The sequence below is a fragment of the Rhizobium sp. BK456 genome, assembly GCF_014194045.1.
GTDB lineage: Bacteria > Pseudomonadota > Alphaproteobacteria > Rhizobiales > Rhizobiaceae > Rhizobium > Rhizobium redzepovicii.
Map to the genome: position 1 here is coordinate 1 of NZ_JACIAO010000016.1, position 24,149 is coordinate 24,149.

At 59.0% G+C, this 24,149-nt stretch carries 18 protein-coding genes and 6 pseudogenes; 12 read left to right on the forward strand and 12 right to left on the reverse strand.

Going from position 1 to position 24,149, the window contains the following annotated elements; genetic code table 11:
* From FHX03_RS34235 to FHX03_RS31440, 7 genes and pseudogenes are all read right to left on the reverse strand, one after another.
* The coding region (locus tag FHX03_RS34235; protein ID WP_210298797.1) for a hypothetical protein at positions 1-220 on the reverse strand (220 nt) is incomplete at its 3' end.
* A 383-nt stretch (positions 221-603) separates the two neighbouring features.
* On the reverse strand, positions 604-1,149 hold the full coding sequence (locus FHX03_RS31420) for a hypothetical protein (RefSeq protein ID WP_183780690.1): 546 nt from the start codon (positions 1,147-1,149) through the stop codon (positions 604-606).
* A gap of 129 nt (positions 1,150-1,278) precedes the next feature.
* Positions 1,279-1,938, reverse strand: a complete 660-nt coding sequence (locus FHX03_RS31425; RefSeq protein ID WP_183857091.1) for a transcriptional regulator — start codon at positions 1,936-1,938, stop codon at positions 1,279-1,281.
* Positions 1,939-2,088: 150 nt separating this feature from the next.
* Positions 2,089-2,713: pseudogene (locus tag FHX03_RS34710) on the reverse strand (response regulator transcription factor); the annotation flags it as partial.
* Positions 2,700-3,497 carry a DUF72 domain-containing protein gene (locus tag FHX03_RS31430; protein ID WP_409565201.1) on the reverse strand — a complete coding sequence of 266 codons (798 nt, stop codon included), beginning with the start codon at positions 3,495-3,497 and terminating at the stop codon, positions 2,700-2,702. The pseudogene FHX03_RS34710 and the gene FHX03_RS31430, both read right to left, overlap by 14 nt.
* A gap of 448 nt (positions 3,498-3,945) precedes the next feature.
* Entirely contained in the window at positions 3,946-4,116 is a 171-nt protein-coding gene (locus FHX03_RS31435) for a hypothetical protein (protein ID WP_183857095.1), read from the reverse strand.
* A 382-nt stretch (positions 4,117-4,498) separates the two neighbouring features.
* Positions 4,499-4,768 (reverse strand): annotated as a pseudogene (locus FHX03_RS31440) (DNA polymerase Y family protein); the annotation flags it as partial.
* Positions 4,769-4,844: 76 nt separating this feature from the next.
* On the opposite strand from FHX03_RS31440, the gene FHX03_RS34715 reads away from it, so the two are divergent.
* Together FHX03_RS34715 and FHX03_RS34720 are read left to right on the forward strand one after the other, a co-directional pair.
* Entirely contained in the window at positions 4,845-5,234 is a 390-nt protein-coding gene (locus FHX03_RS34715; RefSeq protein WP_246699317.1) for a hypothetical protein, read from the forward strand.
* Positions 5,213-5,857 (forward strand): annotated as a pseudogene (locus FHX03_RS34720) (DNA polymerase IV); the annotation flags it as partial. The gene FHX03_RS34715 and the pseudogene FHX03_RS34720, both read left to right, overlap by 22 nt.
* A gap of 74 nt (positions 5,858-5,931) precedes the next feature.
* On the opposite strand, the pseudogene FHX03_RS34725 reads toward FHX03_RS34720, so the two are convergent.
* Positions 5,932-6,138 (reverse strand): annotated as a pseudogene (locus FHX03_RS34725) (SOS response-associated peptidase); the annotation flags it as partial.
* A gap of 429 nt (positions 6,139-6,567) precedes the next feature.
* Between FHX03_RS34725 and FHX03_RS31450 the strand changes: the two are divergent.
* The 6 genes from FHX03_RS31450 to FHX03_RS31475 all read left to right on the forward strand — a co-directional run bounded on the left by FHX03_RS31450 (position 6,568) and on the right by FHX03_RS31475 (position 17,925).
* Entirely contained in the window at positions 6,568-7,005 is a 438-nt protein-coding gene (locus FHX03_RS31450; protein WP_183780678.1) for a DUF2231 domain-containing protein, read from the forward strand.
* Positions 7,005-8,582: a PQQ-dependent sugar dehydrogenase gene (locus tag FHX03_RS31455; protein WP_183857097.1), complete on the forward strand. Its 1,578-nt coding sequence runs from the start codon at positions 7,005-7,007 to the stop codon at positions 8,580-8,582. Before FHX03_RS31450 ends, FHX03_RS31455 begins: the two co-directional genes overlap by 1 nt.
* A 234-nt stretch (positions 8,583-8,816) precedes the next feature.
* Positions 8,817-9,983 carry a glycosyltransferase gene (locus FHX03_RS31460; protein WP_183857099.1) on the forward strand — a complete coding sequence of 389 codons (1,167 nt, stop codon included), beginning with the start codon at positions 8,817-8,819 and terminating at the stop codon, positions 9,981-9,983.
* A 64-nt stretch (positions 9,984-10,047) separates the two neighbouring features.
* Positions 10,048-12,396, forward strand: coding sequence for a UDP-galactopyranose mutase (gene glf, locus FHX03_RS31465; RefSeq protein WP_183857101.1), 2,349 nt, complete (start codon positions 10,048-10,050; stop codon positions 12,394-12,396).
* Positions 12,389-15,628 carry a glycosyltransferase gene (locus FHX03_RS31470; RefSeq protein WP_183857181.1) on the forward strand — a complete coding sequence of 1,080 codons (3,240 nt, stop codon included), beginning with the start codon at positions 12,389-12,391 and terminating at the stop codon, positions 15,626-15,628. Before glf ends, FHX03_RS31470 begins: the two co-directional genes overlap by 8 nt.
* Positions 15,625-17,925 (forward strand): glycosyltransferase family 4 protein, encoded by a 2,301-nt coding sequence (locus FHX03_RS31475; RefSeq protein WP_183857103.1) that lies wholly within the window; start codon positions 15,625-15,627, stop codon positions 17,923-17,925. The genes FHX03_RS31470 and FHX03_RS31475 overlap by 4 nt, the downstream gene beginning before the upstream one ends.
* A gap of 403 nt (positions 17,926-18,328) precedes the next feature.
* Here the strand turns inward: FHX03_RS31475 and FHX03_RS31480 are convergent, their stop codons facing one another.
* The gene (locus tag FHX03_RS31480; protein ID WP_246699318.1) at positions 18,329-18,946 is read right to left on the reverse strand and encodes a CGNR zinc finger domain-containing protein; all 618 of its coding nucleotides are present in this window, start codon (positions 18,944-18,946) and stop codon (positions 18,329-18,331) included.
* Between the two features lie 87 nt (positions 18,947-19,033).
* On the opposite strand from FHX03_RS31480, the gene FHX03_RS31485 reads away from it, so the two are divergent.
* From FHX03_RS31485 to FHX03_RS31495, 3 genes are all read left to right on the forward strand, one after another.
* On the forward strand, positions 19,034-20,080 hold the full coding sequence (locus FHX03_RS31485; protein ID WP_131711678.1) for a DMT family transporter: 1,047 nt from the start codon (positions 19,034-19,036) through the stop codon (positions 20,078-20,080).
* Positions 20,081-20,179: 99 nt separating this feature from the next.
* A complete protein-coding gene (locus FHX03_RS31490; RefSeq protein WP_409565198.1) occupies positions 20,180-20,767 on the forward strand; it encodes a nutrient deprivation-induced protein in 588 nt (195 codons plus the stop codon).
* Positions 20,728-21,096, forward strand: a complete 369-nt coding sequence (locus FHX03_RS31495) for a phage holin family protein (protein ID WP_246699319.1) — start codon at positions 20,728-20,730, stop codon at positions 21,094-21,096. Before FHX03_RS31490 ends, FHX03_RS31495 begins: the two co-directional genes overlap by 40 nt.
* Here FHX03_RS31495 and FHX03_RS31500 read toward each other — a convergent pair.
* Positions 21,079-21,780: pseudogene (locus tag FHX03_RS31500) on the reverse strand (molybdopterin-dependent oxidoreductase); the annotation flags it as partial. The gene FHX03_RS31495 and the pseudogene FHX03_RS31500 sit on opposite strands and share 18 nt — an antisense overlap.
* 126 nt (positions 21,781-21,906) lie before the next feature.
* On the opposite strand from FHX03_RS31500, the gene FHX03_RS31505 reads away from it, so the two are divergent.
* Positions 21,907-22,773, forward strand: a complete 867-nt coding sequence (locus tag FHX03_RS31505; protein ID WP_183857105.1) for an SDR family oxidoreductase — start codon at positions 21,907-21,909, stop codon at positions 22,771-22,773.
* Between the two features lie 68 nt (positions 22,774-22,841).
* Here the strand turns inward: FHX03_RS31505 and FHX03_RS31510 are convergent, their stop codons facing one another.
* Together FHX03_RS31510 and FHX03_RS31515 are read right to left on the reverse strand one after the other, a co-directional pair.
* On the reverse strand, positions 22,842-23,348 hold the full coding sequence (locus FHX03_RS31510; RefSeq protein WP_183780661.1) for a ferritin-like domain-containing protein: 507 nt from the start codon (positions 23,346-23,348) through the stop codon (positions 22,842-22,844).
* 206 nt (positions 23,349-23,554) lie between these two features.
* Positions 23,555-23,972, reverse strand: a pseudogene (locus tag FHX03_RS31515) (DUF892 family protein).
* Between the last annotated feature and the right edge of the window lie 177 nt (positions 23,973-24,149).

Consider the following 24,149-nt stretch of genomic DNA (forward strand, 5'->3'; position numbering starts at 1 on the left):
CGCAACGAAGTGGAGGACGGCAAAGCCGTTGCCGGCGGCGCGAGCCTGGCAGGACCAAAAGCCGGGGCAGGACGAGATGGCCGCAATCAAAGGGGAGGTTCAGACGGAGGCGGACATGGCAAACCTCGCGAGGCGGCATCATGTCGCTCACGTCGCGGATCAACCACAGGCAATACAACATCACGCGCCAATCAAGATCTTCATCCTGAGCGATGAACATCCAGGCATGGCGCGAGCATGAGCTCGACGGTCGGATGGCAGCGGTCGATCGCGCTCCTATTCGACGAGGCTAGAAAAGCCGGGACATGTCCTCGATTGTCGTTACGCCGCGCAAATGTGCTTGGGACGGTGGTCGAGCAAACTGGCCAAGATGACTTCACATTACTGCCAACCGTAAGCCGGGCTGATGGTGGAGACGGAGGGACCGCCTACTTATTTCGGCAAAGGCAGGTGGAAGCGGATTTGCACCGTATGAAAGCCCCGCGGCGAACTCCGTCTCACTCGGGCGGCAGGTCAGCTAACCTTATACAGTTCGCGAGCAACGCAGCTCGTAAATTCAAAAGGCACATTGGTAGCGGTCGGGTACGATCGGAAATGACAATTTCAGCGCTCGAACCGATCCAGCATCCTCTTCAGTTGTGCGTTTTGCAGTCTAAGCTTCGTCGCCAGTTGATCCCGGAGCAGCCTGATTTCTCCATCGAGGCTCACTGCGTCGTCAGCAACGGCGGCAACCCCTGAAGAAGGTGGAACAACGACAGTAATCGTTTTCGCTTTCTTGCTCCGCCTGCCGCGCTTTCGCGTAGGACCTTCGCCTCCTGGCAACGCCTTTGGTGCGGCGTGCGCGGCTACGTCGGCCTGATTGGATAAGGGCAGATCAATGACTTTCGCGAGCGTTGCGCTTTCGCCATCTGTCGTGTCGTGAACATTGCTTGCCGCATCTTCGGCATGATCCGGCTCTGCTGACACCGCCTCGCGTTCTTTGTGAATGGCCGCACTGCCTGCGGCGTTCAAGCGGTTGTCGGCGGCCGTTTCAGTCGGCTCTGTGATGGCTGATGCGTCCGGCTTCAAGTCATCGGTCGAGCCGTGTTCTTGCTTTTGCTGGCGTCGCCGTGACACCAGCCCAGCAAGAAGTTTCCATGGAGACGCCATATTAATCGACCTCGAATTCTACTTAGTATGCAAACTGCGCGCGAAAACGTTGGCGGCAGAACGAACCGCCGCCAAAATCTTCACGTCAATAAGCATGAGAATGCGGCCAGCGATTGGCCGTTCTGCGGATCAACCGAGGTTGAGTCGCTTTCGCAGATCGGCATTTTCAGCGCGGAGCTTCTGCGCCAGCAGCTTACGCAGTCTCTGGTTTTCCTCTTCGAGCTGCAGAAGATCCGCGATCTCATCAACTGCCGCCACCGACGGTGCAGGCGCTACCGACACAGCCTTCGGAGCACGTTTGACAGGCGCACGCCTCGCACTCGTCGCCCCTTCGTCAGGTTTTGCTTTGCGTCCTCTCGTCTGCTTTGCGGCTTTGGCACCCAAAGCCGCCGCCGGTTGCACAGAAACGGCGGCTGAGGCGGTTTCAGGCACCGCCTTCTTGGCGCGAGGTCTGCGCACCTTCTTCGCTACATCGGGCACGGCAGCGGCCGGCGTGTCAGCACTGGTCATTGTATTGTTTTCGTCGGCCATCATGGTCTCCTGTAAAGCCGATGCATTTGTCTCCTGCCCGATCGGCGGTGTCAACAACGGCCCGGACTGTTCTCCCGCTAAAAGCATCTCGCTGCCGCTAGGGCGAGGCGCTGCTGAAAGAAATGGCATTCCCTCGTCTTGCAGTTCTTGCGCGACGGACTTGAGATCCATGTCTCCCCAGATCGAGTTCGGCTTGGAATTGACTATTCGCCGATCAGATCTGTATTCGACGGCAAAGCTGCGTTGTACTTTTTTCACTTAAGAAGCCTTCGATGTCAGCAGTGATTTTTTCAGCGACGCTTTCAGCATCGCAACATGGCTGCAAATAACGACTGTTGCGCCGGCGGTCCATACCCCGGCGACACCTGGGCTATGGGAACTCGGACGATGAAAGTCTCCAGCCGCACATATCGAGTTACCATTGCGGTTCCCGGTGAGAGCCGCAACGGTAGCTGCCCCGTCAGACATGCCTGCCTTGACCGGAACCGTGAACTGATAACCGCCGTTTCGGATCGTCCGGAAAAGGGGGCCGCTTTGAGTTTGACCAAGCTTGCGTCGCAGCCTGCTCACCAAGAACGTCTATTGATTGGTTCATAGGCTCGCTCTTGCGCCCATGCGTCCGGTCTCTCAAGAAAGACCACTAAAAGTTCGAACTCGGCCGCGGCCAACTCGATCTCCGGGCCAAGCAACTTACAGACCCGCCGGGTGCTTGTATCAGCGACGAAGGGAAATTTAAGACCTTAACGTCGCTGTCAGCGTCCTGAGCGTCAGCGGCTCGTCGCAAGACTGCCCTGATCCTTGCCACGAGTTCTCGCGGATTGAATGGCTTGCCAAGATTATCGTTCGCCCCGAATTCCAGGCCGATGATACGATCCACCCCTCCTTCAATGCGGTCAGCAGAATAACAGGAATTCGAGACCGCCTAGCGGCGCAGGTTCCTGCAGATATCGAGGCCTGAACCATCCGGAAGCTGGACGTCGAGCACGATCAGGTCAGGCCTGCTGGAATCGATCCACCTCTCACATTCCTGCCGACGTGGCTGGCATGCTTATCAGCTCCGACAACCGATTGGCATTCTTGATCGAATGTCCGTCGCGATCATTGTTGAAGTAGACCCATACCGTATTCGCCCGGCTTTGCCTAATGCGCTCGACCCACTCGAGCAATTCCGCGTCGCTGTAATCGTGGCGATACCATTGCTTGGTTCCGTGAAACCGAACATAGATGTCATCGGCGGTCCGCACCAGCTCGTCTGGTAACCGGGGCCCGCTGCAAGAGCAGAAAATCGCCCCGGCGGCTCTGAAAGCCTCGAAAACCTCCTCATTCCACCAGCTCTTGTGGCGAAACTCGACAACGTTCCTGCGGCGGCAATCGAGCTGCGATAAAATAGATTGCAGCATTTGTGGAGTGTAGCGAACGCTCGGCGGCAGCTGGAAAAGAAAGCAGCCCATCTGCGGGCCGAGAAGGTCGGCGATATAGCCGAAATCCTGGATCAGACTTTCCGCGTGCTCGAACCGCTTGATATGGGTAATCAGCTCGCAGACCTTGATGGTGTAGACGAAACCCGGCGCGCCCTGGCGGATCCAGGCCTTCACGGCTCCGATTGTCGGCCACGAATAGAACGGGGCGTTCAGCTCGACCGTTTTGAAGCTGCTCTGATAGATCGAGAAATATTGACTCGACGGAACATCCGCAGGATAGAACTTTCCCTTCCAATGCCAATAGTACCACCCCGAACATCCGATGTGGATACGACCAGCCAGTCGATCCTCGGTCGATTTGTTGGCCTGCGGATCGGCTAGCCGTACCTGACGCATTTTGGCGGCCCGATCGACATTGGCATCGCGCTGCGTCTGCCGGCGCTCAGCGCGGCGTGCCCGGCGGGCCGCGTTATCTTCAGCAGTGCGGTCCACCAATCGATCCTCCCCGCCCCGGTCTCGACTTAACCCGCAACGTAAGCACACGGTGCCGGGTTTACCGCTCGACGAGCAGCATCTTGACATCGCCAGGATGAGTCCCGATGCGCGGACGCGATCCTGCAAAGTCGACCAAAGACTGATCTTCGCCAGCCCGCGTAGGTCTGGGATACCCTCGGGCTTGATGCGCCCACTCTTGAGACAAAGCGTCAGTGAACAGTCCTGAGTCCGATGCCTCTCAGCAGCCGATACCTCCGGCGTTCCTGGGTCGACGCCTTCGAAATCAGCCGGCCACAACGTCTTCCTCATCCGACTATACAAGCGCGCCGAGCGCCAGGAACGACTGCAACTATTGTTCCGACTGCTCGCGCTTGGCAATCACCCGAAACTCTTTGCCATCAGCTTTGAATTGCCGCGCAGTCTTTAGCGCATCGGGGTAAAGGAGCATCGGCTCATTACAGGTGTCGCTACCCTCCGGGTCGAGCGAGCTGATGGCGATGACCTGGAATGTCGCAGCCATAAAATGTTTCCTTTTTCACGCCAGGATAATAGGCCGCTAGCCTTCGTTCCCGTCTGATGAAAACCCTTTGGAACTGCTTCGCGTGCGTCTTGAAGCGCCGTGATCCGATCAAGCCACTTGCTTTTGAGGACATCGTTGATCGCAAAAGCGACGTCCTCGGCGCTCCAATCCGCATTTTCCATCTCCCGAATGAGTGCGGTCAGTTTCTGATCGACAATGTCGCGAAGCTCATCATTCATGGTTGGCAGGCTCATTTGGCATCTTCACACAGCCCTTCAAACTGATCTGAGCAACGGTCGGGCTGCGCATATGTTCCACGGCGAGTTCGAAATCCCTGGAACGGAGACATCCACCTTTCGCCGAAGACGCGTTCCGGGCCGTCGGCGACGATCGGCGAATACTGTGTCAGCGCCCACATGGAGACGCGTTCGAGCGTCGCCGCATCTGCGGCCGGATCGGCGTCGATCATACGCAGGCCCTGGAGGAGCGCCTGCGCCTTGGCGGCCGGCATGCCGACGTGGATTCCGGCCTTTCTGGCCGCGGCGTCGGCGGCGGAGACCCAGCGCTTGGAGCGCTCTTCGAAATGACGGCGATCGCCTCCCTCAACGGGAATGGCGGGATCGCCCCGTCTGATCCTGGGCTGCGAGCGGATTCAGACGCCCCAAGGTGACAAGTGTGGGGCACACTTCCGATGTTTGAGTCATGGTCTCGCTGGTGGAGGCTAGTTGATGACAGGCGAAGACAACCGCAAAGGGCCGCGTAAGATCGTGCATGTCGACATGGACGCCTTCTACGCATCGGTCGAGCAGCGCGACAATCCGGAGCTGCGTGGCCTGCCGGTTGCCGTCGGCATTCCTGCTGCCCGCGGTGTCGTAGCGGCCGCCAGCTATGAAGCCAGAAAGTTCGGTGTGCATTCCGCCATGCCTCCGGTGACTGCGCAGCGGAAATGTTCGGACCTCATCTTCGTCAAGCCACGCTTCGACGTCTACAAGGCCGTCTCGCTGCAGATAAGGACGATCTTTGCCGAGTACATGCCGATCATCGAGCCATTGTCGCTCGACGAGGCCTATCTCGACGTGACTGAAATCTCAAAGGCATGGAGATCGCCACCGAGATAGTCGCCGAAATCCGCGCCAGGATCAAGGCAACCACGGGGCTTACCGCCTCGGGCGGGATTTCCTACAACAAGGTCTCCTGGCAAAGATGGCATCCGACCAGAATAAGCCGGACGGCCAGTTCGTCATCACGCCGAAGAACGGTCCGGCCTTCGTCGAGCAACTGCCCGTCAAGAAGTTCCACGGCGTCGGGCTGGCGACTGCCGAAAGATGCAACGGCTCGGGATCGAGACGGGAGCGGACCTCAAGGCGAGAACCTCGACTTCCTCGTCGAACACTTCGGGAAGTCAGGACCGTATTTTTATGGCATCGCCCGCGGCATCGACAATCGTCTGGTCAAATCTGACCGCGCGCGGAAATCAGTCGGCGCAGAAGACACGTTTTCGCAGGACATCCATGCCTTTGAGCCCGCCCGCGAAGGGCTTCAGCCACTCATCGAGAAAGTCTGGGACTACTGCCGGGCCAATGAAATTGGCGCCAAGACGGTGACGCTCAGGTCAAATATGCCGACTTCAGCCAGATCACCCGCAGCAAAACCATTCCGGCACCTCTGCTGGCGATCACCGATTGAGCAGGTGGTCGATCTGCTTCTTGCGCCACTCTCCTCGCCGCGACAAGGCATACACCTGCTTGGCGTGTCGCTGTCTTCCCTTGGGCGGCGGAGCTTTGCAACGGCGCCGCAATTGCGGCTGGCGCTTTGGACGCCAAGCATTGGCTTGACAGGAGAGGCTGAATGGCTCGCGACCCAGATGTTTCTGCAGCAAGCGGGCGCAGGATTTCGTCCTCGGGTACCAGTCCGTCGAGCCAGGCCATGCGCTGATCGCGGTCAGGACGGCCATTTGGCGATCGCGAAACGGTGCGATATCGGCATTCGCTTCGATCGTCAGGTGGCAAATGCTTCCGGCCAATGCATGGCTCGTAAGTCAGGTATTGGAGATACCGCCGGTTTTTCCGCCGGCGCTCCGCCGAAGGCGGGCATGCGGATAGCGCGCTTGGCGTCCGAACATCGAAACGACTGGTGCGACCGAAAATCCTGCCGACGGAACATGCGACAGCCGAGGTCAGCCGCGCGCCAATTTTTCCATCACCGGCATGCGGCACGAGACGCCTGAGGTCGGCGAGGCTTCACGATGCTGACAATGGAGCGATGCCAGACAATGCGCCTTACGACCTGCGGCTGACCTGCAAACCGGCTGCGAAGAAGTACTTTCTTCTTTCACTCCCTGCTGTGGCAGACCATGCGCTAGCTGGCGCCGCAACGCCCTGTAACGGAACCATATGCTCTTGCCGCGGTTGGATAGGCATATCCCAGCTCTCAGTCTCTTACGGAGCATCCATGGTTATATCGTCCCCAAGCGATCGAGACGCGGCCGCCTATCCAATACAGTCGCTCTTTGTCCCGTTTCCCTTCGTATGTCTCACGCTCGCGCTAGCGACCGATATAGCTTTTTGGCAGACTGACAATCTGATGTGGCAGAATTTCTCCGCATGGCTGCTGTTCGCCGGGCTTATGCTCGGCTCGCTTGCGATTCCGGCAGGGTTGATGGATTTGATGCGTCCCCGCACCCGCCCTTTGCGGCCGCCGCTCCTGTCCGCGCTTCTCTATTTGGTCATACTGGGCCTCGCCTTTGCCAACAACCTTCTCCATGCCGGCGATGGATGGACGGCCGTGGTCCCGTACGGACTGATGCTTTCGGCCGTCACCTTTGTCCTGTGCCTGGTGGCCGGAGCCGTTTCCGCCCGGAAATATGCCAGACTTGCCTGGAGGATATGATGATGAAGTCTCAGCTTCTCGGTGCTTCAGTTCTGTCGATATCTGTCGGCGTCGGTCTTGCGGCTTACGCTCAGAGCGGAGGCTTTGACATTTCTCAGCAGATTGGGCCCAACCCGGTCCTGCCGGATCCAGCCCCCTCCCTGCTGCCTGATCTGAAGGTAGCGGAGGTCGTTGGCTGGAAGGACGGTGAGACGCCGGCCGCTCCGAACGGTTTGACGGTAACGGCTTATGCCAGGGGCCTCGCCAATCCGAGGACAGTCCATACCTTGCCGAACGGCGACGTACTGGTGATTCAGTCGCGCGGCCCCTCAGGCGAACCGACCTCACGGCCGAAGGATTTGATTCGGGACTGGATCATGTCCATCGCCCATGGTGGTGGCGGCGAGCAGAAGGAAAGCAACCTCATCACATTGCTGCGTGACGCTAACCGCGACGGCACGGTGGACGAGAAGCACGATCTTTTGAAGAAGCTCGATTCGCCCTTCGGTGTCGCCTGGATCGACAACACGCTCTATGTTGCCTCGACGTCCGCCATTCTCGCCTACCCCTATGAACTCGGGCAGAATGAAATCACGGCCCAACCGAAAATTTTGGCGCCCCTGCCCGGTGGTCCGATCAATCATCATTGGACCAAGGATCTGGCGCTCAGCCCCGATGGGCAGATGCTCTACGTCTCGGTCGGCTCGAATTCCAATATCGTCGAGAATGGGCTTGAAGCGGAAAAGGGCCGTGCAGCTATCTGGCAGGTCGACCGGCATACCGGCGCGGCGCGCGTCTTCGCCTCAGGTCTGCGCAATCCGAACGGCCTCACCTTCAACCCGGAGACAGGGACGCTTTGGACGGTCGTCAACGAGCGCGACGAACTCGGTCCAAACCTCGTTCCCGATTACATGACGTCGGTCAAGGAAGGTGGTTTCTATGGCTGGCCATGGAGCTATTATGGCAACCATGTCGATGAGCGCGTACATCCGCCGCGTCCCGACATGGTCGAAAGGGCAACCCCGCCGGATTATGCCCTGTCGAGCCATGTCGCGGCGCTCGGATTGGCGTTCTCGATGAATTCAGCGCTGCCGGCCGCTTACGCCAACGGCGCCTTCATCGGCGAGCACGGCAGCTGGAACCGGGACAGCTTCAACGGCTACCAAGTGGTGTACGTGCCTTTCGAGGCCGGCAAGCCATCCGGCAAGGCGCAGGACGTCGTCACGGGCTTTATCCAGGGCGACCGGGCGAAGGGACGACCAGTCGGCGTCGGGATCGACGGGACGGGAGCTCTGCTCGTCGCAGATGACGCCGGCAATACCGTCTGGCGCGTTGCTTCGTCCGACGGCAAGATCACGCCGCAGCCCATCGGCACGGACCAGATTTCGGCGAATCCGCAAGTCTCGACTGATGCGAAAGCGGGCGGGACTGCCGATATGAATCCCAACGTCGGAACCGAACGGACGGGTTCGACCCCTCAATCACAGACGCCGGCGGCCCCGGCAGATGAACGCCCGATCGACCAAAAACCCCTTCCCGGACAACCCGACAAATCCCAGCCTGCGCAAATGCAGATCGCTCCTGCAGGTGGCCTATAAAGAGATTTCGTCGGGTCTATATCATTTCTCGTCATGTTTTCGTGGCGAGACTGGCCAGCATCAAGAGAAGCTAATTTCCCGAGGTCACCGTCGGGCGCCGGCCGTGTCGCGCGCTCTTCTGTCGCCGATCATTAGCCGCCGCATATTCAACCTGGCGCGAAGGCGCACAAGGCAGGGGTTCCCGGCAATGAGATGCAAACTTAGATCGGCTTCAAACGCGGGACTTCAATGCAAATGGTTGCGCTGCAAGCACCAAACACACCACGCCGAATAGTCGTCATCAGCGACTTCCAGGACGGCGATTGGCGTGACGCCCAATTCGAGACGATAGCCTGGTTTCGGCAGCAATGGTTGTCGGGCAATCGCGGACCTCTCCCAGAGAGGACCGTCAACCCGAAACAGAACGTCGAGGTCGCGGGGGGCTACATCGAGCGACTCCCTCTTGCAGTCCTCAAAGGGGGCCTTGCCGACCACGCCGAGATTTGGACCCACAGCCGTGGTGCGTTGCCACATACGCATCGGCCTGACGGCAGCCCATTCTTGACGCGCCGGTCGTTCCAGATGAATGGGCCTGAAGTGCCATTCGCATCAAATGATATGCTGGGCCATATTGAGGCTTTCGGACCACCGTCGATCTTGTGCGTATGGGGCCTTGGCGTCAGCGAAGACATATTGCTGGCGTGCCCCGACAGTTTCAAAATTTATAATTCGATCGACGCACCGGCGTTGCGCGTGCCATCTGAGGTGAGCCGCCACTTCGACCTTATTCTCACCGGCGCCGCGTGGCAGTCGGAAGCAGTGCACGTTCGACATCCCGCTATGCGCACCGCGATTATGCCAATCGGACCGGAGTTTGCTTCCGAGGCGACATTCCGGCCTTTAGGTCTGGAAAAGATCTATGACGTGATCTACGTCGCTGCTGCCCAGGCGTACAAGCGGCATGACATTCTTTTCAACGCGCTAGGCCAACTGCCCCGTTCGCTGCGCGCATTGTGCGTCTGCGGCTATGGCGAGATGATGGAAGCGCTGCGCCGGCACGCAGGGGCACTCGGCATCGACGTCGATTTCGTCGATCCGCCTGGCGTACCATTTGCCGAGGTGAACAGGCTTATGAACCAGGCCCGGATCGGCGTCGTTTGCGGCGTCGATGACGGCGCGCCGGCTATTTTGACGGAGTATATGCTGGCGGGGATACCGGTGCTTGCAAACAGTGAGCTGAGCTGCGGACTGCAATACATCACGCCGAAGACGGGGTGCGCTGCCTCGGCCGGTGAGTTTCACGAGGGTATCCGCGACATGCTTGGACGGTTGCACAGCTTCGACCCACGTCAGATCGTCTTGGAAAACTGGACATGGCCGCATAGCCTCCGGACGCTCAAAAGCCTTATGGAGATAACTTAGCCAAACTGATTGGAACATTCGCCGCAATCGCAAGTTCGTGGGGGCCATGATTGCGAGGTGCCTGATGAATCTGCTGAATTCTGTGCCGTTGTCCGGCTGCGGTTTGCTGGAAGACGCTCCGCTCATTTGCTTCTCGCATCTTCGCTGGGACTTTGTGCTCCAAAGACCCCAGCACCTGATGCAGCGTTTCTCGCGGGAGCGCCCAGTTTTCTTCTTCGAAGAATTCATCCCGACCGACCATTCCCTTGCCTATCTGGAGATCCACCCGTTCGAGGGGACCAGCGTCAAGGCGGTTCGTCCGCGCATTCCAAATGGGTGGAGCGAGGCCGACCGTGAAGCCGCTCTTGGCAAGCTGCTTGACGAACTCATCACGCTTTACGGCGGAAAACGCCCGATTCTTTGGTTTTACACCCCGTTGATGTTTGCTTTCGCCCGGCATGTCGATTCGGTTGCGGTGGTCTACGACTGCATGGACGAGCTGGCAAACTTCAAGTTCGCGCCGGCCAACCTCAAGGCCTCCGAAGAGATGTTGATTGCCGCCGCCGATGTCGTCTTCACCGGTGGCATAAGCCTTTATGAAGCCAAACGGGACCAACACGACAACATCCACCCATTTCCATCCGGTGTCGATAGCCATCACTTCCGCAGGGCGCGCGAGCCTTTGCCGGAACCCCGGGACCAAGTCCATATTCCTCATCCTCGCCTTGGCTACTACGGTGTGATCGATGAGCGGCTCGATCTGGATTTGATGGAACGCTCTGCCGCAACGCGGCCCGGCTATTCCTTCATCTTTCTTGGACCGATCGTGAAGATTTCACCCGATGATTTGCCGCGAGCAGCCAACATCCATTATCTCGGTCAGAAAGCCTATGGTGATCTGCCGGCCTACCTTTCGGGCTGGGAGGCGACGCTTATGCCGTTTGCGCTGAACGATGCCACCCGATTCATTAGTCCGACTAAAACTCCTGAATACCTCGCCGCGGGCCGGCCAATCGTCGGAACGAAAATAGTCGATGTGGTCCGCGGGTATGGCGATGTGCCAGGCGTCTTCCTGGCCAATGACCCACAAGCCTTTGCGGAGGCCTGCGATGCTGCCCTTCATATTTCCCGTAATGATCAGACATGGCTGCAAGCCGTCGATGAAATTTTGGCCCGGTCATCCTGGGAGACCACCTTCCGTAAGATGTCGGCGCTTGTCGAAAAGGCCGCAGCGCAAAAAGTCCTATCTCCTGGCCTGCCCCAAAGATTTTCCGTTCGCACCGAACGGTCCGCGCCGGGAAGCTATGACTATCTCATCGTCGGTGCAGGATTTGCCGGATCGGTGCTGGCGGAACGACTTGCCTCAGATGGGAGGAAGGTGCTTGTTTGCGACAAGCGGCCTCATATTGGCGGAAACGCCTACGATCACTACGATGACGCCGGGATCCTTGTCCATAAATATGGCCCGCACATTTTCCACACCAACAGCGAGGATGTGGTTGCCTACCTCTCGCGTTTCACAGCATGGCGTCCCTACGAGCATCGCGTGCTTGCACAGGTCGGCGCCCTGCGGCTTCCCATCCCTATCAACCGCACGACGCTGAACGCGCTCTATGGCCTCGACCTTGCGGACGAATTAGCGGCTGCACGCTTCCTGGCCAATCGGGCGGAACCCTGCGATCCCGTGATAACGTCGCGAGACGTCGTCATATCTCAAATCGGCTCCGGACTTTATCGCACTTTCTTCGAAGGCTACACGCGCAAGCAATGGGGCCTTGATGCCTCGAAGCTCGACAAATCAGTCACCGCACGAGTGCCTACCCGCACCGATACCGACGATCGATATTTCCTCGACCGCTTCCAGGCCATGCCACTTCACGGATACACGCGCATGTTCGAACGCATGCTCAACCATGACAACATAAAGGTCATGGTTGGCACGGATTTCGCCGATTTGAAGCAGGATGGGCTGGCGAGCCACACAATCTTTACCGGGCCAATAGACGAGTATTTCGGCCATTGTTTGGGCCAGCTGCCTTATCGCAGTCTGGAATTCCACCATGAAACGCACGACGCACGACGGCTACAGCCGGTAGCCGTCATCAACTATCCATCCGAGGACGTGCATTACACGCGCGTGACTGAATACAAGCATCTGACCGGCCAGGTTCACCCAAAGACGAGCATCAGCTATGAATATGCCCGCGCCGACGGCGATCCCTATTATCCGATCCCCCGCCCTGAGAACCACGCACTTTATAAACGATATGAGCTTCTCGCCCGCGCGCTGACCGACGTGACATTCGTCGGGCGGCTGGGAACCTACAAATATTACAATATGGATCAAGTGGTCGGCCAGGCACTGGCGACCTACCGGCGCCTGAAGCTCCGGCATGAGGCCGGCAAAGCGTTTGCCGGCGCGCGACATGAGTAGGAGTCCTCATATCCTGCTGGCGACCGACAGTTCTGAACCGTCCGGGATGGGCGAGCACATGCTTGCTCTTGGGCGGGCTTTGAGCAAACGGTGGGATGTCACAATAGCCCTGTTGAGCGAGGACAGGACCGGTTTGTTGCCGCGTGCTGCGCGCCACGGAATTGGCATCAAGCTAAGCCAAGATGCAGGCGCATTCCAGGAGTGGTTGGCGCGATCAAGTATTGATCTTCTGCACGTTCACGCGGGAATCGGATGGGAGGGACACGGCCTAGCCGCCGCCGCAGATGCCCTGGCAATCCCGATCATCCGCACCGACCATCTGCCTTATCTGCTCACAGATGCTGATCAGATCGAGCTTTACCGGCGTGAGACCGGGAGGCTGTCGCATCACATCGTGGTTTCCGAGGCCTCGCGTCAAAGCTTCTGCGAGGCAAACGTCGCGCCGAAGCGTTTGACAGTCGTGCGCAACGGCATCTTTCCGCTTTCGCCGGCGCGAGCAACGACTGAACTAAGGCAAGCGCTCGACCTGGTGGGTAAAACTGTGCTGCTGATGGTCGCCCGCTTCACCGAGCAGAAGGATCACGCGTCGCTTGTCCGCGCCTTCCCGACCATCCTTGAAGCTCACCCTCAAGCGGTTTTGCTTTTTGTTGGATCGGGTCCAGAAGAAGATCGTGTCAGCACCTTGGCAGGAGATTTGAAAGCCTTCGGTCACATTCGCTTTCTGGGGCACCGCGCAGATATTGCGGAGATCATGGCGATCGCCGATCTCTTCGTGCTTCCTTCGCGCTTTGAAGGCCTTCCACTCGCGGTTCTCGAGGCAATGTCGCTTGCCGTTCCCGTGGTTGCGACGAGGATCGGCGGAACCGTCGAGGCGCTGGGCGCTGATCATCCCTATTTCGCCGAGCCCGGTAACCCGGCGTCGATCACCGCTGTCGTCAATCAGGCATTGAACGACCCCCATCTAAAGGGCACCGGCAGAGCCGGCCACGCGCGTTTCGCGCGCAACTTTTCCGTCCATCGTATGGCGGATGAGACTGGCGCCGTCTACGAGCGGTTCCTCACCCAACTTGCAGATCAAAAACAAAAGGATACCGAAATGCGAAAAACGCGGCTAGGCTTCATCGGCGTGGGCGGCATCGCCCATCGGCATCTGGATATCCTAACCGGTTTCGACGATGTCGAACTTGTCGCCTTTGCCGATCCGGACCTTCCCCGTGCGGATGCAGCCGCAATGCGTCTTGGCGCCCGCTCTTTCAGCCATCACCGCGAAATGCTCGAGACGCAACAGCTCGACGCGGTCTATATCTGCATTCCGCCTTTTGCCCATGGCGAGCCGGAACGGGACCTCATCGACCGCAACGTTCCGTTCTTTGTCGAAAAGCCGGTGACGCTGGATCTGGCGCTGGCGGAAGAGATCGCAGCCGGCGTGTCGAAAGCCAGCTTGGTCACTGGCGTTGGCTACCACTGGCGTTATCTCGATATCGTCGATGAGGCTCGAAGCCTGCTGGCGGATAATCCAGCGCAACTGCTGTCGGGATATTGGCTGGATTCCACACCGCCTCCGCAGTGGTGGTGGAAGAAGGATCAATCGGGGGGCCAGATGGTTGAGCAGGCGACGCATCTCCTTGATCTGGCGCGCTTCCTCGTCGGCGAGGTCACCGACGTCTATGGCCGGGCGGGATACGCGGAAAGGGTGGAGTTTCCCGGCCTCGATGTGCCGACGGTCACGACCGCTAGCCTGACCTTTGAAACGGGCGTAGTCGCCAATATCGCAGCGAGCTGCCTTCTCGGCTGGAACCATCGCGTCGGCCTGCACATTTTCGCCGACCGACTGGCGATCGAATTGACTGATCGCGACATCATGGTGGATGTTGGAAGAGGACGCCCAGTGCGTCGTGCCGATGGCGATCCGGTATGGCGCGAAGACCGCGATTTCATCGACGCCGTCCGTGGTGGTGAAAACCGCATCCGCTGCCCGTATGGTGATGCTCTAGCCACCCACCGGCTTGCCGTCGCCGTCGTATCTTCGGCTTGCAGCGGGGAGCCGATACACCTCGACGCCCCGGTTCTGAAGCGGCGCGAGCTATCGCCCTTGCTGGCACAACCACGTGCCGAGAAGTCTCAAGAACTGCGGCCTGGGCACCGCAAAATTCGCTCGCTTGGCATCGAGGCGCCGGGCCGAGCCTATTTCTTCGAATACGAGGAAGGCCCGCCTTCCGATGGGCATGTGCGGCTCGACACGCTCTATACCGGTCTTTCCGCCGGGACGGAGCTGACGTTCTTAAAGAACACCAACCCCTATCTCCGCGCGCGCTTTGATGGCGAACGCGGCGTCTTCATCGAAAACGAGCCGGATCTTAGCTATCCAGTGCCTTTCCTCGGTTACATGGAGGTTGCACGCGTTTCGCAATCCTGCGCGCCCGGCTTTGCCGATGGCGAGGTGCTCGCAGCAAGCTACGGGCACAAAACTGGGCACACTGCAGACCCCTTTCACGATCTTCTTGTCAGCATCTCGCCCGATCTCGATCCGCTGCTCGGCGTCTTTGTCGCGCAGATGGGACCGATCGCTGCCAACGGCATCCTCCATGCCGACGCAGAAGCATTTGGCGCAACCGTACCCGCACTCGGTTCCGGCGTTTGCGGGCGAACGGTCATCGTCCTCGGTGCAGGTACCGTTGGCTTGATGACGGCGCTTTTTGCCCGTTCGCTCGGCGCATCAGACATTTTGATCACAGATCCCTCCGAATTTCGCCGCGGCAAGGCGGAGGCGATGGGATTGATGGCGATGGACAAGGAACAAGCCTGGCAGCATGCCAAGGCGCGCTGGCACGACGGCGCCACGGGACGCGGCGCGGATCTAGCGTTTCAGACGCGAGCTCATGCAGCTAGCCTGCACACGGCGCTCAAAGCCTTGCGCCCACAGGGCACGGTGATCGATCTTGCCTTTTACCAGGACGGCGCCAGCTCGTTGCGGCTGGGGGAAGAATTCCATCACAACGGCCTGAACATTCGCTGTGCGCAAATCAACCGCGTTCCCCGCGGGCTGGCGCCACGGTGGGACCGTCGACGGCTGGCACGTGTGACGCTCGACCTCTTGAAAACGGAGGGTGCGACGATCCGCGAGCACATGATCACTCATATCGTGCCTATGGACGAAGCGCCTGCTTTCCTCGTCGATCTGATCGAGAACCGGCCGGAATTCCTCCAGGTTATATTCAAGGCCAGCGAATGAAGGTTGAACCAGCGCCATTGCGGATCCTTTTCGTCCTCGCCTGGCTGGTCGTCGGGGGCGAGGAGACGGAGGTCCGGCTGCTTGCCAAGAATCTCGACCGCCGTCGCTTTCGTCTCGACGTCGTCGCCTGCTTCCGAAAACCCGGCATGCCGGAGCAAACACACCGGCAGCTTCGAGGGCTGGGGATCGATGTCGATACGGCGCCTTACGAATTGTCGTTCGAGGATACGGTAAAATATCTCGCCGGGAAAATCTCAGGTTACGACATTGTCGTTTCCTGCCAGAACGTGGCGGACATCTATCCGGCATTGGAGCGACTGCATCTTCGCCCGCCCCTCATCGAACATGGCGGGCTGGTCTCAGAGGCTTTGGCCGGCCCCAAGCATCTGACGGCGCGTTATGTGGGCGTCTGCCGCTCGATCCGTGACGCAGCCGCATCCCGCATGCCCGGGCGCGACCATCATGCCCTGGAAATCCCCTCTATGACCGATCTTTCGGCCTTCGACCCTGCACATCGCGAGCGGGCGCGAGCGGACCTCGGGATCGCGGCAAATGAGGTTCTGATCGGTTGGGTTGGCAGGCTCGATCCCAAAAAGAATGTCGAGGACTTTATTGAGGCCGCCGCACTGGTTCATGCCACCAAGAAAAGTGCACGGTTCGTTATTGTCGGCGGGCCGGACGCCTTCCTGCCGGAATATGCTGTGCACCTCAAAGCCCTGGCCGCCCGGCACGGGCTCAATGGTATGCTTCAGTTCCTCGGCGACCGGAACGATATCCCGTCCCTGCTCGCCGCGCTCGATATATTCGTCTGGCTGTCATCAGGCGAAGGCATGCCGCACGTTATCGCAGAGGCCGGGGCAGCCTGCCTCCCGGTGATTGCGACGCCTGATAACGGTGCTATGCAGCAGATCGATGACGGACTATCTGGTATCTTCGTGCCCCATCGCAGTCCAGGCGTCGTTGCGAAAAATATCGTCGCGCTGATCGAGTCCCCTGCGCGCCGTCACGCACTCGGCACCGCCCTGCGACGGAAGGTCGAGAGGGACTACTCCGTCCAGGCAGTTCTGCCGCAGTGGGAGCGGCTTCTGGCAGATGTCCATGGAGAGCGAAAGGCAGCGCGGCCGACAGGTCTGTTCCAATCATTCCTGCAAGGCGGTTTCGAATGTTCGAGCCATCGGCTCCGGCCAAAAAACGGTGAGACGCAGGGCGATCGACTCGACTTGATCGCCGCGACTGGTCACGATCACCATGCCGAGACCGACTATCGCCAACTTCAGGGCTTTGGTATCAGCACCGTGCGCGATGGCTTCCGATGGCACCTGATTGAAAAAGCTGGCCGATACGACTGGTCGAGCATTCGTCCGATGCTCCAGGCGGCAAAGGCAACAAAGACCCAAGTTGTCTGGGATCTTCTGCATTATGGCTGGCCCGACGATCTCGACATCTGGTCGCCTCGCTTCGTCGATCGCTTCGCGCGGTTCGCACGTGCATGCGCCGAGTTGGTCCGCGAGGAGAGCGATGGCGTTCCGTTTTATTGCCCTGTCAACGAGATCTCGTTTTTCTCATGGGGCGGTGGTGACGCTGGCTATTTGAACCCATTTGCCAATGGGCGCGGATTCGAACTCAAGGTGCAGATGACACGCGCCGCCATCGCAGCGATGGATGCCATTATCTCTGTCGATGCCCGGGCCCGCTTCGTCCACTGCGAGCCGGTGATCAACGTCGTCGCGGATCCGTCGCGTCCCCACGATGCGCGTACCGCCGAAGGACATCGCCAATCGCAATTCCAGGCCTGGGACCTGATTGGCGGAAGGATGTGGCCGCAGATCGGAGGCTGCGAACGCTATCTTGATATCCTCGGTGTGAATTATTATTCCAACAACCAGTGGATTCACGGCGGTCCACCGATCGACCTTGGTCATTCGCGTTATAAGCCCCTCAGCCGAATTCTGGTGGAGACGTTCGCGCGCTACGGCAAGCCGATGCTTATCGCCGAGACCGGCATCGAGGATGACAGGCGGGCATCCTGGTTTGACTATGTTGCCGACGAGGCTCTGGATGCGATCCGCTCGGGGGTGCCCTTGGAAGGTTTGTGCCTGTATCCAATCGTCAATCATCCGGGTTGGGATGACAATCGGCCTTGCGCAAACGGCCTTCTCTCCGTCGATGTCCCTCCAGGAGGACGAGCCCCATTTGCTCCCCTGGTTGCTGCGATAGGCGAACGAGCAAAAGAGTTTGCAAGCTACGCGCCGCATCCTGTTGGGGGCGCGGAAGCTACGACACCTAAACGCCTCTAGCGGCTCCTTGTGAATTACGGGAATTACCGACGGGTCAAAGGCGGTTGCGAAGGCAAACGGGGTATCGCTGCGCTCATTCTCGACAAGATCCAGAGCGGCGCCCACGCCAGCCAAAAACCGACAACTGATGCGCCGGCTCTCGCAGGCTTCTGCCGAGTCTCATCTGCCAGAAAATACATCCTCGACGATCAGCACCCGCTTACCTTCAAAGAGCGTCGCCATGAAACAACGGCACCTCACGATCCGTATCGCTCAGCGCTCGGAAGCCGATAGTGCTGGACCGTCCGCGCCGCATCGCTCAGTAAACGGGCTCGATGCGCCGGAAGCGACCGCGCGTCGTGGCACCGACGCGGCTTACTTTGCGCACGACAAGTGCGCGATGTGCGGCGTTGTGCTATCCGCGTTAAGAGGACCTAAGCCGGAACTTGCGCACTCTGGCATTTGATCCACAGGTTTTGTCCGAGCACCACCGCCTGTGACCGCCGCGAGACTGGTCTAGGAAAAGCCAGCCGCAATTTCGACCTTGGCACGCGCGCACAGGACGGCGTTCGGCTCGCGACGTCAGCAGCTGGGCAGCCAACACGGCGATACGGTTGCTGATCGCATCCAAGTCTTTGGCCTCCGAGCGACGCCACTCGATGGTGCCTCCAACCTGGCCCAATGTTTGTTGGGATAGGCCACGTCTAGCCATGTCGGCAACTAGCTCGAGATCATTCGGACTAATTTGGCTTTCACCAAACTCGGACAAGAACAGTCGGTATAGGGCCTCCCGCAGGTCCTTTGCTTGGCCGAGTTCTTTTTCGGCGTCCGGCCCCGAACTGTTAGCCGTGACCAGCAAGACGTCGCGTTCCTTGTCGTCGATCACGTCGAGACGACAGGCCCAGGCCACCAGGTCATCGTAGCTATTCAGGAAATCCGGCCCCCAACGTCCACCGCGACTATCGACTGTGTTGACGAAGTCGAGTGCCGGGTGACCGCCAAGAAGGCTGATATCATCGATCTTCTTTTGCATGTCCATCATGTGAATATCGTTCTGCGGAACGATTTGAACAAGAGCGGGTTGTAACGAGATAACTAAATATTACTCGTTACAATGATCGGAGCCCTCATGCTCGCCGACGTCAACAAAAATCAGCTGCGCTTTCTGATGCTGTGCATGATCTGGGGGAGCACCTGGATCGGAACGAAGGCGGGCATCGAGGCCGTTCCGCCTCTCCTATTTGCCGGCACCCGTTTCACCGCGGCCGGTATTTTGCTTCTTCTCTATACACTGGCCAAAGGCGAGACTACGAGCTTCAAGGTGCAAGACGGCTTTCGCTTCACCGTCGTCAGCATCCTGATGATCACGCTCTGCTACGGCCCGCTGTTCTGGGGCATGCAATATATCGATTCCGGGACTGCTGCCGTTCTGGAAATGTCGCTTACCCCTATCGCGCTCCTGGTGTTTGCGCTCCTCCTCAACGAAGAGACGTTGGATGGCCGTCGCATCCTTGCGATCGCTCTGGGGGTCTGCGGGCTGGTCGTCCTGTTCTGGCCGGCCGCCGCCAATGGAAATCTGCCCGCTGCTGAAGCCTTTCCAGGCGCGAGCCTATGGGGCGGATTGGCGGTTGCATCAGCGGCCTTCACCTATGGCTACGGCTCGGTTCTGGCCCGTCCACTTCTGCGAACCTATCCGGCCTTGTTCGTTTCAGGTGTGACGACCTTGGTCGGAGGCATCGTGCTGCTGATTGCAGCCCTGGCTTTCGAACCGGGGGCAGTCGCCGCCCTCTCCGGCGATTGGGGCACAGTCGCCTGGCTCGGCTGGTTCTTCCTGGTGATCTTCGGCTCGCTGATCGGCTACACGACCTTCATGCGCCTGCTGCGGGACATCGGCGCATCTCGCGCAGGCAGCTATGCCTTCGTGTCACCAGTGATCGCTGTCGCGCTTGGCGCCGCAGTCTTCGCCGAACAGATCACTGCAATGGATGTGATTGGTATCGTCGTGATGCTGAGTGGCGCCTATCTTGCCATGTCAGGAGTGCCGGCGACGAACGCAACCGTTCTCGAACGTGAACCCGAGCCGAAACGGCCCCACGAGGATCTCGACCACGACCTCAAATGCCAAATCCGCGCGATCACGAAACAAAACCAGCAATGCCGCGGGCGGCTAAGGTGAGGCGGAAAATCGCCCCGGAGAGGCGAAGGTGGGAACAAAGCCGGCCACGCGAGGTTCGTGGGTCGGCAGACGCCGTTTGTTCAGTCATGGGAGGCGTCAGTGTCAAACGAGTTCACAGAGATCGATGGGAGGCCAAGGCCGTCATCCGCAACATCACTGCAATCTGAGGATGCGACGTCGTCAACGCAACCTTCCACGTCACTCGCGGGATTGAAGGAGAAGTTGGCTGACGACGTGACCGCCGCCACGGACACCATAAAAGAAGGCGCCGATACAGCTGTCGAGAAGGTCAAAGAGATGGTTTCCGATCAAGCGAACTTCGCTGCCCGCCAGGTTGGCGGCGTGGCAACGGCGCTTGAGAAGGTTGGCGCTGAACTGGAAGCATCCGACCAACCGGAGGTCGGACGCTATGCCAAGCAGATCGGGCGAAGCGTCCAAAGCTTCGCCACGCAGATGAAAGATAAAGACATCGGCGAAATCGCGGTGATGGCTGAAGAATTCGGCCGCAAGCAGCCGCTAGCATTCCTTGGGATTGCAGCACTTGCGGGATTGACCGCGAGCAGGTTTTTGACAGCGATCGCCAACGCAAGCAACGACCCGGGCCTCTCCGGCGAGCCCCACGAAGTCATCTGCCACGGGAAGCTACAATGGCTAAATCTCCTGACAGTGTTTCTCTCTCAGAGTTGATTGGCGGTCTCGTGGCTGATGTCACCGGACTGTTGCGCAAGGAAATCAATCTTGCGAAGACTGAGGTGTCTGAAAAGTTCTCGCAAGCGCTCAACGGCGTAGAAGTGGTTATGTTCGGGCTTGTGCTTGCGGTGGGGGCTGTGGGCGTCCTGCTGAGCGCCCTTGTTGCCGGGGTTGCTGCCTTCCTGGACACTCAAGGTTTCACAGAAACAAGCGCTGACGCGCTCGCCTCCGCTGGTCCAGAATCCTGGGGCGGTTCAAAAACGCTGGGCTCTAATCGCAGTCGGATGAAAGTTCAGTGGCAGGTCACGATCAACCGCATCGTGTAGGAGGCGCGGAGAAGAGTTCGCAACGTTCTGGCCGATATAGAAAATGCAGTCGGTGTTCTCGAAATCCGAGAGTATCGCCGTTCCGACAGACGCTCCGATGCTTTCCGACACCGCCACTGACGAGCTTTCATGACACATGTTTGAACTATCCGGCAGATTATTGCTGCCGTAGATGCGGGCGAACAGCTGATACATATAACTGGTCTCGAACGAAGCTCGCCCGGAGGTGTAGAAATCGGCCTCCCGCGGTTTTGGCGACCGAAGCTCTCTGCCAATCTCGTCAAACGCAGCCTTCCATAAAACTGGGACACATCTGTCTGTGGCCGGATCCCATCGCATCGGATGCGTCAAACGGCCTCCTCTTCCAGGTCATGATCCCGCCACTGCTACAGACCCTTCAAGGTATGTTTGGCAAAGAAGGCTCTGTCGGCTCTCCTGTTTGTAACTTCCCACGCTGTTGCCTTCGCGCCGTTCTCACAGAATTCGAGCGGATGCGTCTTGGCGGGCTTGGCCCACGCGCAGCTCACGCACATGTAGCTTGGAGCTTGGCTTGCTTTGCAAGAAGTCCCGCGCCAGAAAAGGTTTTGTGTTCGCGCAACAGGATTGCGGCACCGATTTGGCCGAGCCCCCTGCCGGTCCCCGATAGCGTTTTATTTTCGATGGAGATTTTGGATTTGCAGACATTTCTAGGTTCTCTGCGTCCTCAAACCTAAGACGCGGGACTACTCGACTGCCGAGAAAGAAATTTACTTCAGGAACCGTTTACCGGTCCGGGCTGTTTGCCATTGACGACCATCAAGGAGACATACGATGACCGACCATACGCGCCGCCCGACGCCGCCCTATCCTGCGCAACAACAGGAGCCGCCGGGCCGGACAGCAGTCATGCAGCCTGTGCCCGACCATGGTGAGAAATCCTACAGGGGAAACGGAAGGCTCGAAGGCAAAACTGCTCTTATCACGGGTGCGGATTCGGGCATTGGCAAAGCTGTGGCGATCGCCTTTGCTCGAGAGGGCGCCGATATAGTCATCTCGTATTTAAGCGAGGACGAGGACGCCAACGACACCGCAAAGTGGGTCAAGCAGGCAGGCCGCAAAGCTATCGTCATCCCCGGCGACATCAAGTCGGAGGATCACTGCAAGCTGCTCGTGCAGCGGACCGTCGATGATTTGGGCGGCATCGACATTTTGGTGAACAACGCCGCCTTTCAGCGCACTTATGCCGACATCGCTGATATCGATGCCGAAGAGTGGGACGAGACCTTTCGCACGAACATCTATGCACCGTTCTTTCTGGCGAAGGCGGCGATCCCACACATGGCGCGCGGCAGCGCCATCATCAACACCACGTCCATCCAGTCGCGCCAGCCGTCCCCCCAGCTGCTAGCATATGCGTCGACAAAAGGCGCTATTTCCAACTTCACGGCCGGCCTTGCCGAGATGCTCGGAGAGCGAGGCATTCGCGTCAATGCGGTCGCGCCCGGCCCCATCTGGACGCCGCTCATCCCTTCGACGATGCCGGCCGAAAAAGCTGCGAAGTTTGGAGGAAATACCCTGATCGGGCGGGCCGGACAGCCTGCGGAGCTTGCCGGCGCCTACGTGCTTCTCGCTTCGGATCTCGGCAGTTACATGACCGGAGCCATAATCCCGGTGACCGGCGGGGAAATCATGATCTGATCACGTCGGCAGACTATAGGAAAAGGCCGCCAACGATGACGGCCTTTTCTGCATGATCGTATAGACGGTTAGGCCGCCCTCTTTCCCTTGGCGTTTGCGGACGCCTGTGCAAGCTGGGTCAACTTCTTGTCGGTCGCTACTTCTTCGGCGAGGTTTGCCTGAAGCAGCGGAACGGCATCCTTGAGGCCGAGCTGATTTGCCCAAGCGATGAGAGTGCCGTACCGGGCGATCTCGTAGTGTTCGACGGCCTGAGCCGAAGAGATGAGACCGGCATCAAGTGCCAACGACCCCTTGAACTCTTCCATGATCTCTTCACCCTCGGCGATGATGCCCTGGATTGCTTCACAGGTCTTGCCGCGTGCCGGCTTGCCTAAAAGCTCAAATACCTGGTCGAGCCGTTCGATCTGCGCCTGAGTTTCGTCGCGGTGCTGCAGGAATCCTGCCTTGCCTTCCTCAGCCTGGGCGGCGCGGGCCATTTTCGGCAGCGCCTTCAGGATCTGCTTTTCCGCGAAATAGATGTCCTTGAGCGTATCCAGGAAAAGGTCATCAAGTGTCTTGGTGGTGGTGGTCGCCATGGTTAATCCTCCTGTGGCAAGGGCTTGCGCGGGGGTAAACGCCGCGAGGTTTTGATGGTTCCTGTCCGTAAATCCACCGGCGCCCCGTTGCCGGAGCGCCGTCTCGTTCCGGCGAAGATGAGAGGCTGATCAGCGATAATATCCATGCCAGGCGCCGGGACCGATCCGCTGGTAGGGGAGAACAACGCGGGACCATCGTTGTTCCCTTAGACCTTGGCTTTCTCGCCAGCTCCGCGCAGAGAAAGAAACTTGGTCGTCACGGAGACGATGTTTTCATCCAGCCACCGTGCCATCGCCGTCTCTTCGGCGAGGTTTGCTTGCAGGGCAGTGCTGGCCGCGCCGTAGCCACCTAGTTCGGCGATGGTCAGCAGCGACTTGTAAGCTGCCATTTCGAAATTCTCAAAGGCGAAGTTGGCGAACGAGTTTTTCAGGATTTCGTCGCCGGCCATGGTATGGCTCATCGCGGCCATCGACCCGGTCCGACAGAGCCATGTCTTTAAGCGAAGAGTGGTCTTCGTTCAGACCATCGAGCACCTCTTCGAGGCGGACGATTTGCCCCTCGGTTTCGCGGATATGCTGGTCGAGCTTGGCCTCAATCTCCGGATAGTGTCGGACCGCCGCCATTGCCTTGTGGGGTGTAGGAGCACGATCGGTAGCTTCAGGCGGCCGGCTGCCGCCGCCAGCCGGATCGTTGTCGAACGTTCCGGCGCCGTGGGGCTCGGCATTGATTGGATCTGGGGCTATCGATGCCTTGGGTGTGGGACCGATGTCGATGCTTTCTCCCCAGATCTCGGCGGCGCC

Coding starts and splice junctions, on each gene's coding strand:
- FHX03_RS31460 (WP_183857099.1), top strand. CDS start 8,817: ATGGTTGCGCTGCAAGCACCAAACACACCACGCCGAATAGTCGTCATC.
- FHX03_RS31505 (WP_183857105.1), top strand. CDS start 21,907: ATGACCGACCATACGCGCCGCCCGACGCCGCCCTATCCTGCGCAACAA.
- FHX03_RS31450 (WP_183780678.1), top strand. CDS start 6,568: ATGGTTATATCGTCCCCAAGCGATCGAGACGCGGCCGCCTATCCAATA.
- FHX03_RS31485 (WP_131711678.1), top strand. CDS start 19,034: ATGCTCGCCGACGTCAACAAAAATCAGCTGCGCTTTCTGATGCTGTGC.
- FHX03_RS31510 (WP_183780661.1), bottom strand. CDS start 23,348: ATGGCGACCACCACCACCAAGACACTTGATGACCTTTTCCTGGATACG.
- glf (WP_183857101.1), top strand. CDS start 10,048: ATGAATCTGCTGAATTCTGTGCCGTTGTCCGGCTGCGGTTTGCTGGAA.
- FHX03_RS31435 (WP_183857095.1), bottom strand. CDS start 4,116: ATGGCTGCGACATTCCAGGTCATCGCCATCAGCTCGCTCGACCCGGAG.
- FHX03_RS31455 (WP_183857097.1), top strand. CDS start 7,005: ATGATGAAGTCTCAGCTTCTCGGTGCTTCAGTTCTGTCGATATCTGTC.
- FHX03_RS31475 (WP_183857103.1), top strand. CDS start 15,625: ATGAAGGTTGAACCAGCGCCATTGCGGATCCTTTTCGTCCTCGCCTGG.
- FHX03_RS31430 (WP_409565201.1), bottom strand. CDS start 3,497: ATGCGTCAGGTACGGCTAGCCGATCCGCAGGCCAACAAATCGACCGAG.
- FHX03_RS34715 (WP_246699317.1), top strand. CDS start 4,845: ATGACAGGCGAAGACAACCGCAAAGGGCCGCGTAAGATCGTGCATGTC.
- FHX03_RS31470 (WP_183857181.1), top strand. CDS start 12,389: ATGAGTAGGAGTCCTCATATCCTGCTGGCGACCGACAGTTCTGAACCG.
- FHX03_RS31480 (WP_246699318.1), bottom strand. CDS start 18,946: ATGATGGACATGCAAAAGAAGATCGATGATATCAGCCTTCTTGGCGGT.
- FHX03_RS31420 (WP_183780690.1), bottom strand. CDS start 1,149: ATGGCGTCTCCATGGAAACTTCTTGCTGGGCTGGTGTCACGGCGACGC.
- FHX03_RS31495 (WP_246699319.1), top strand. CDS start 20,728: ATGGCTAAATCTCCTGACAGTGTTTCTCTCTCAGAGTTGATTGGCGGT.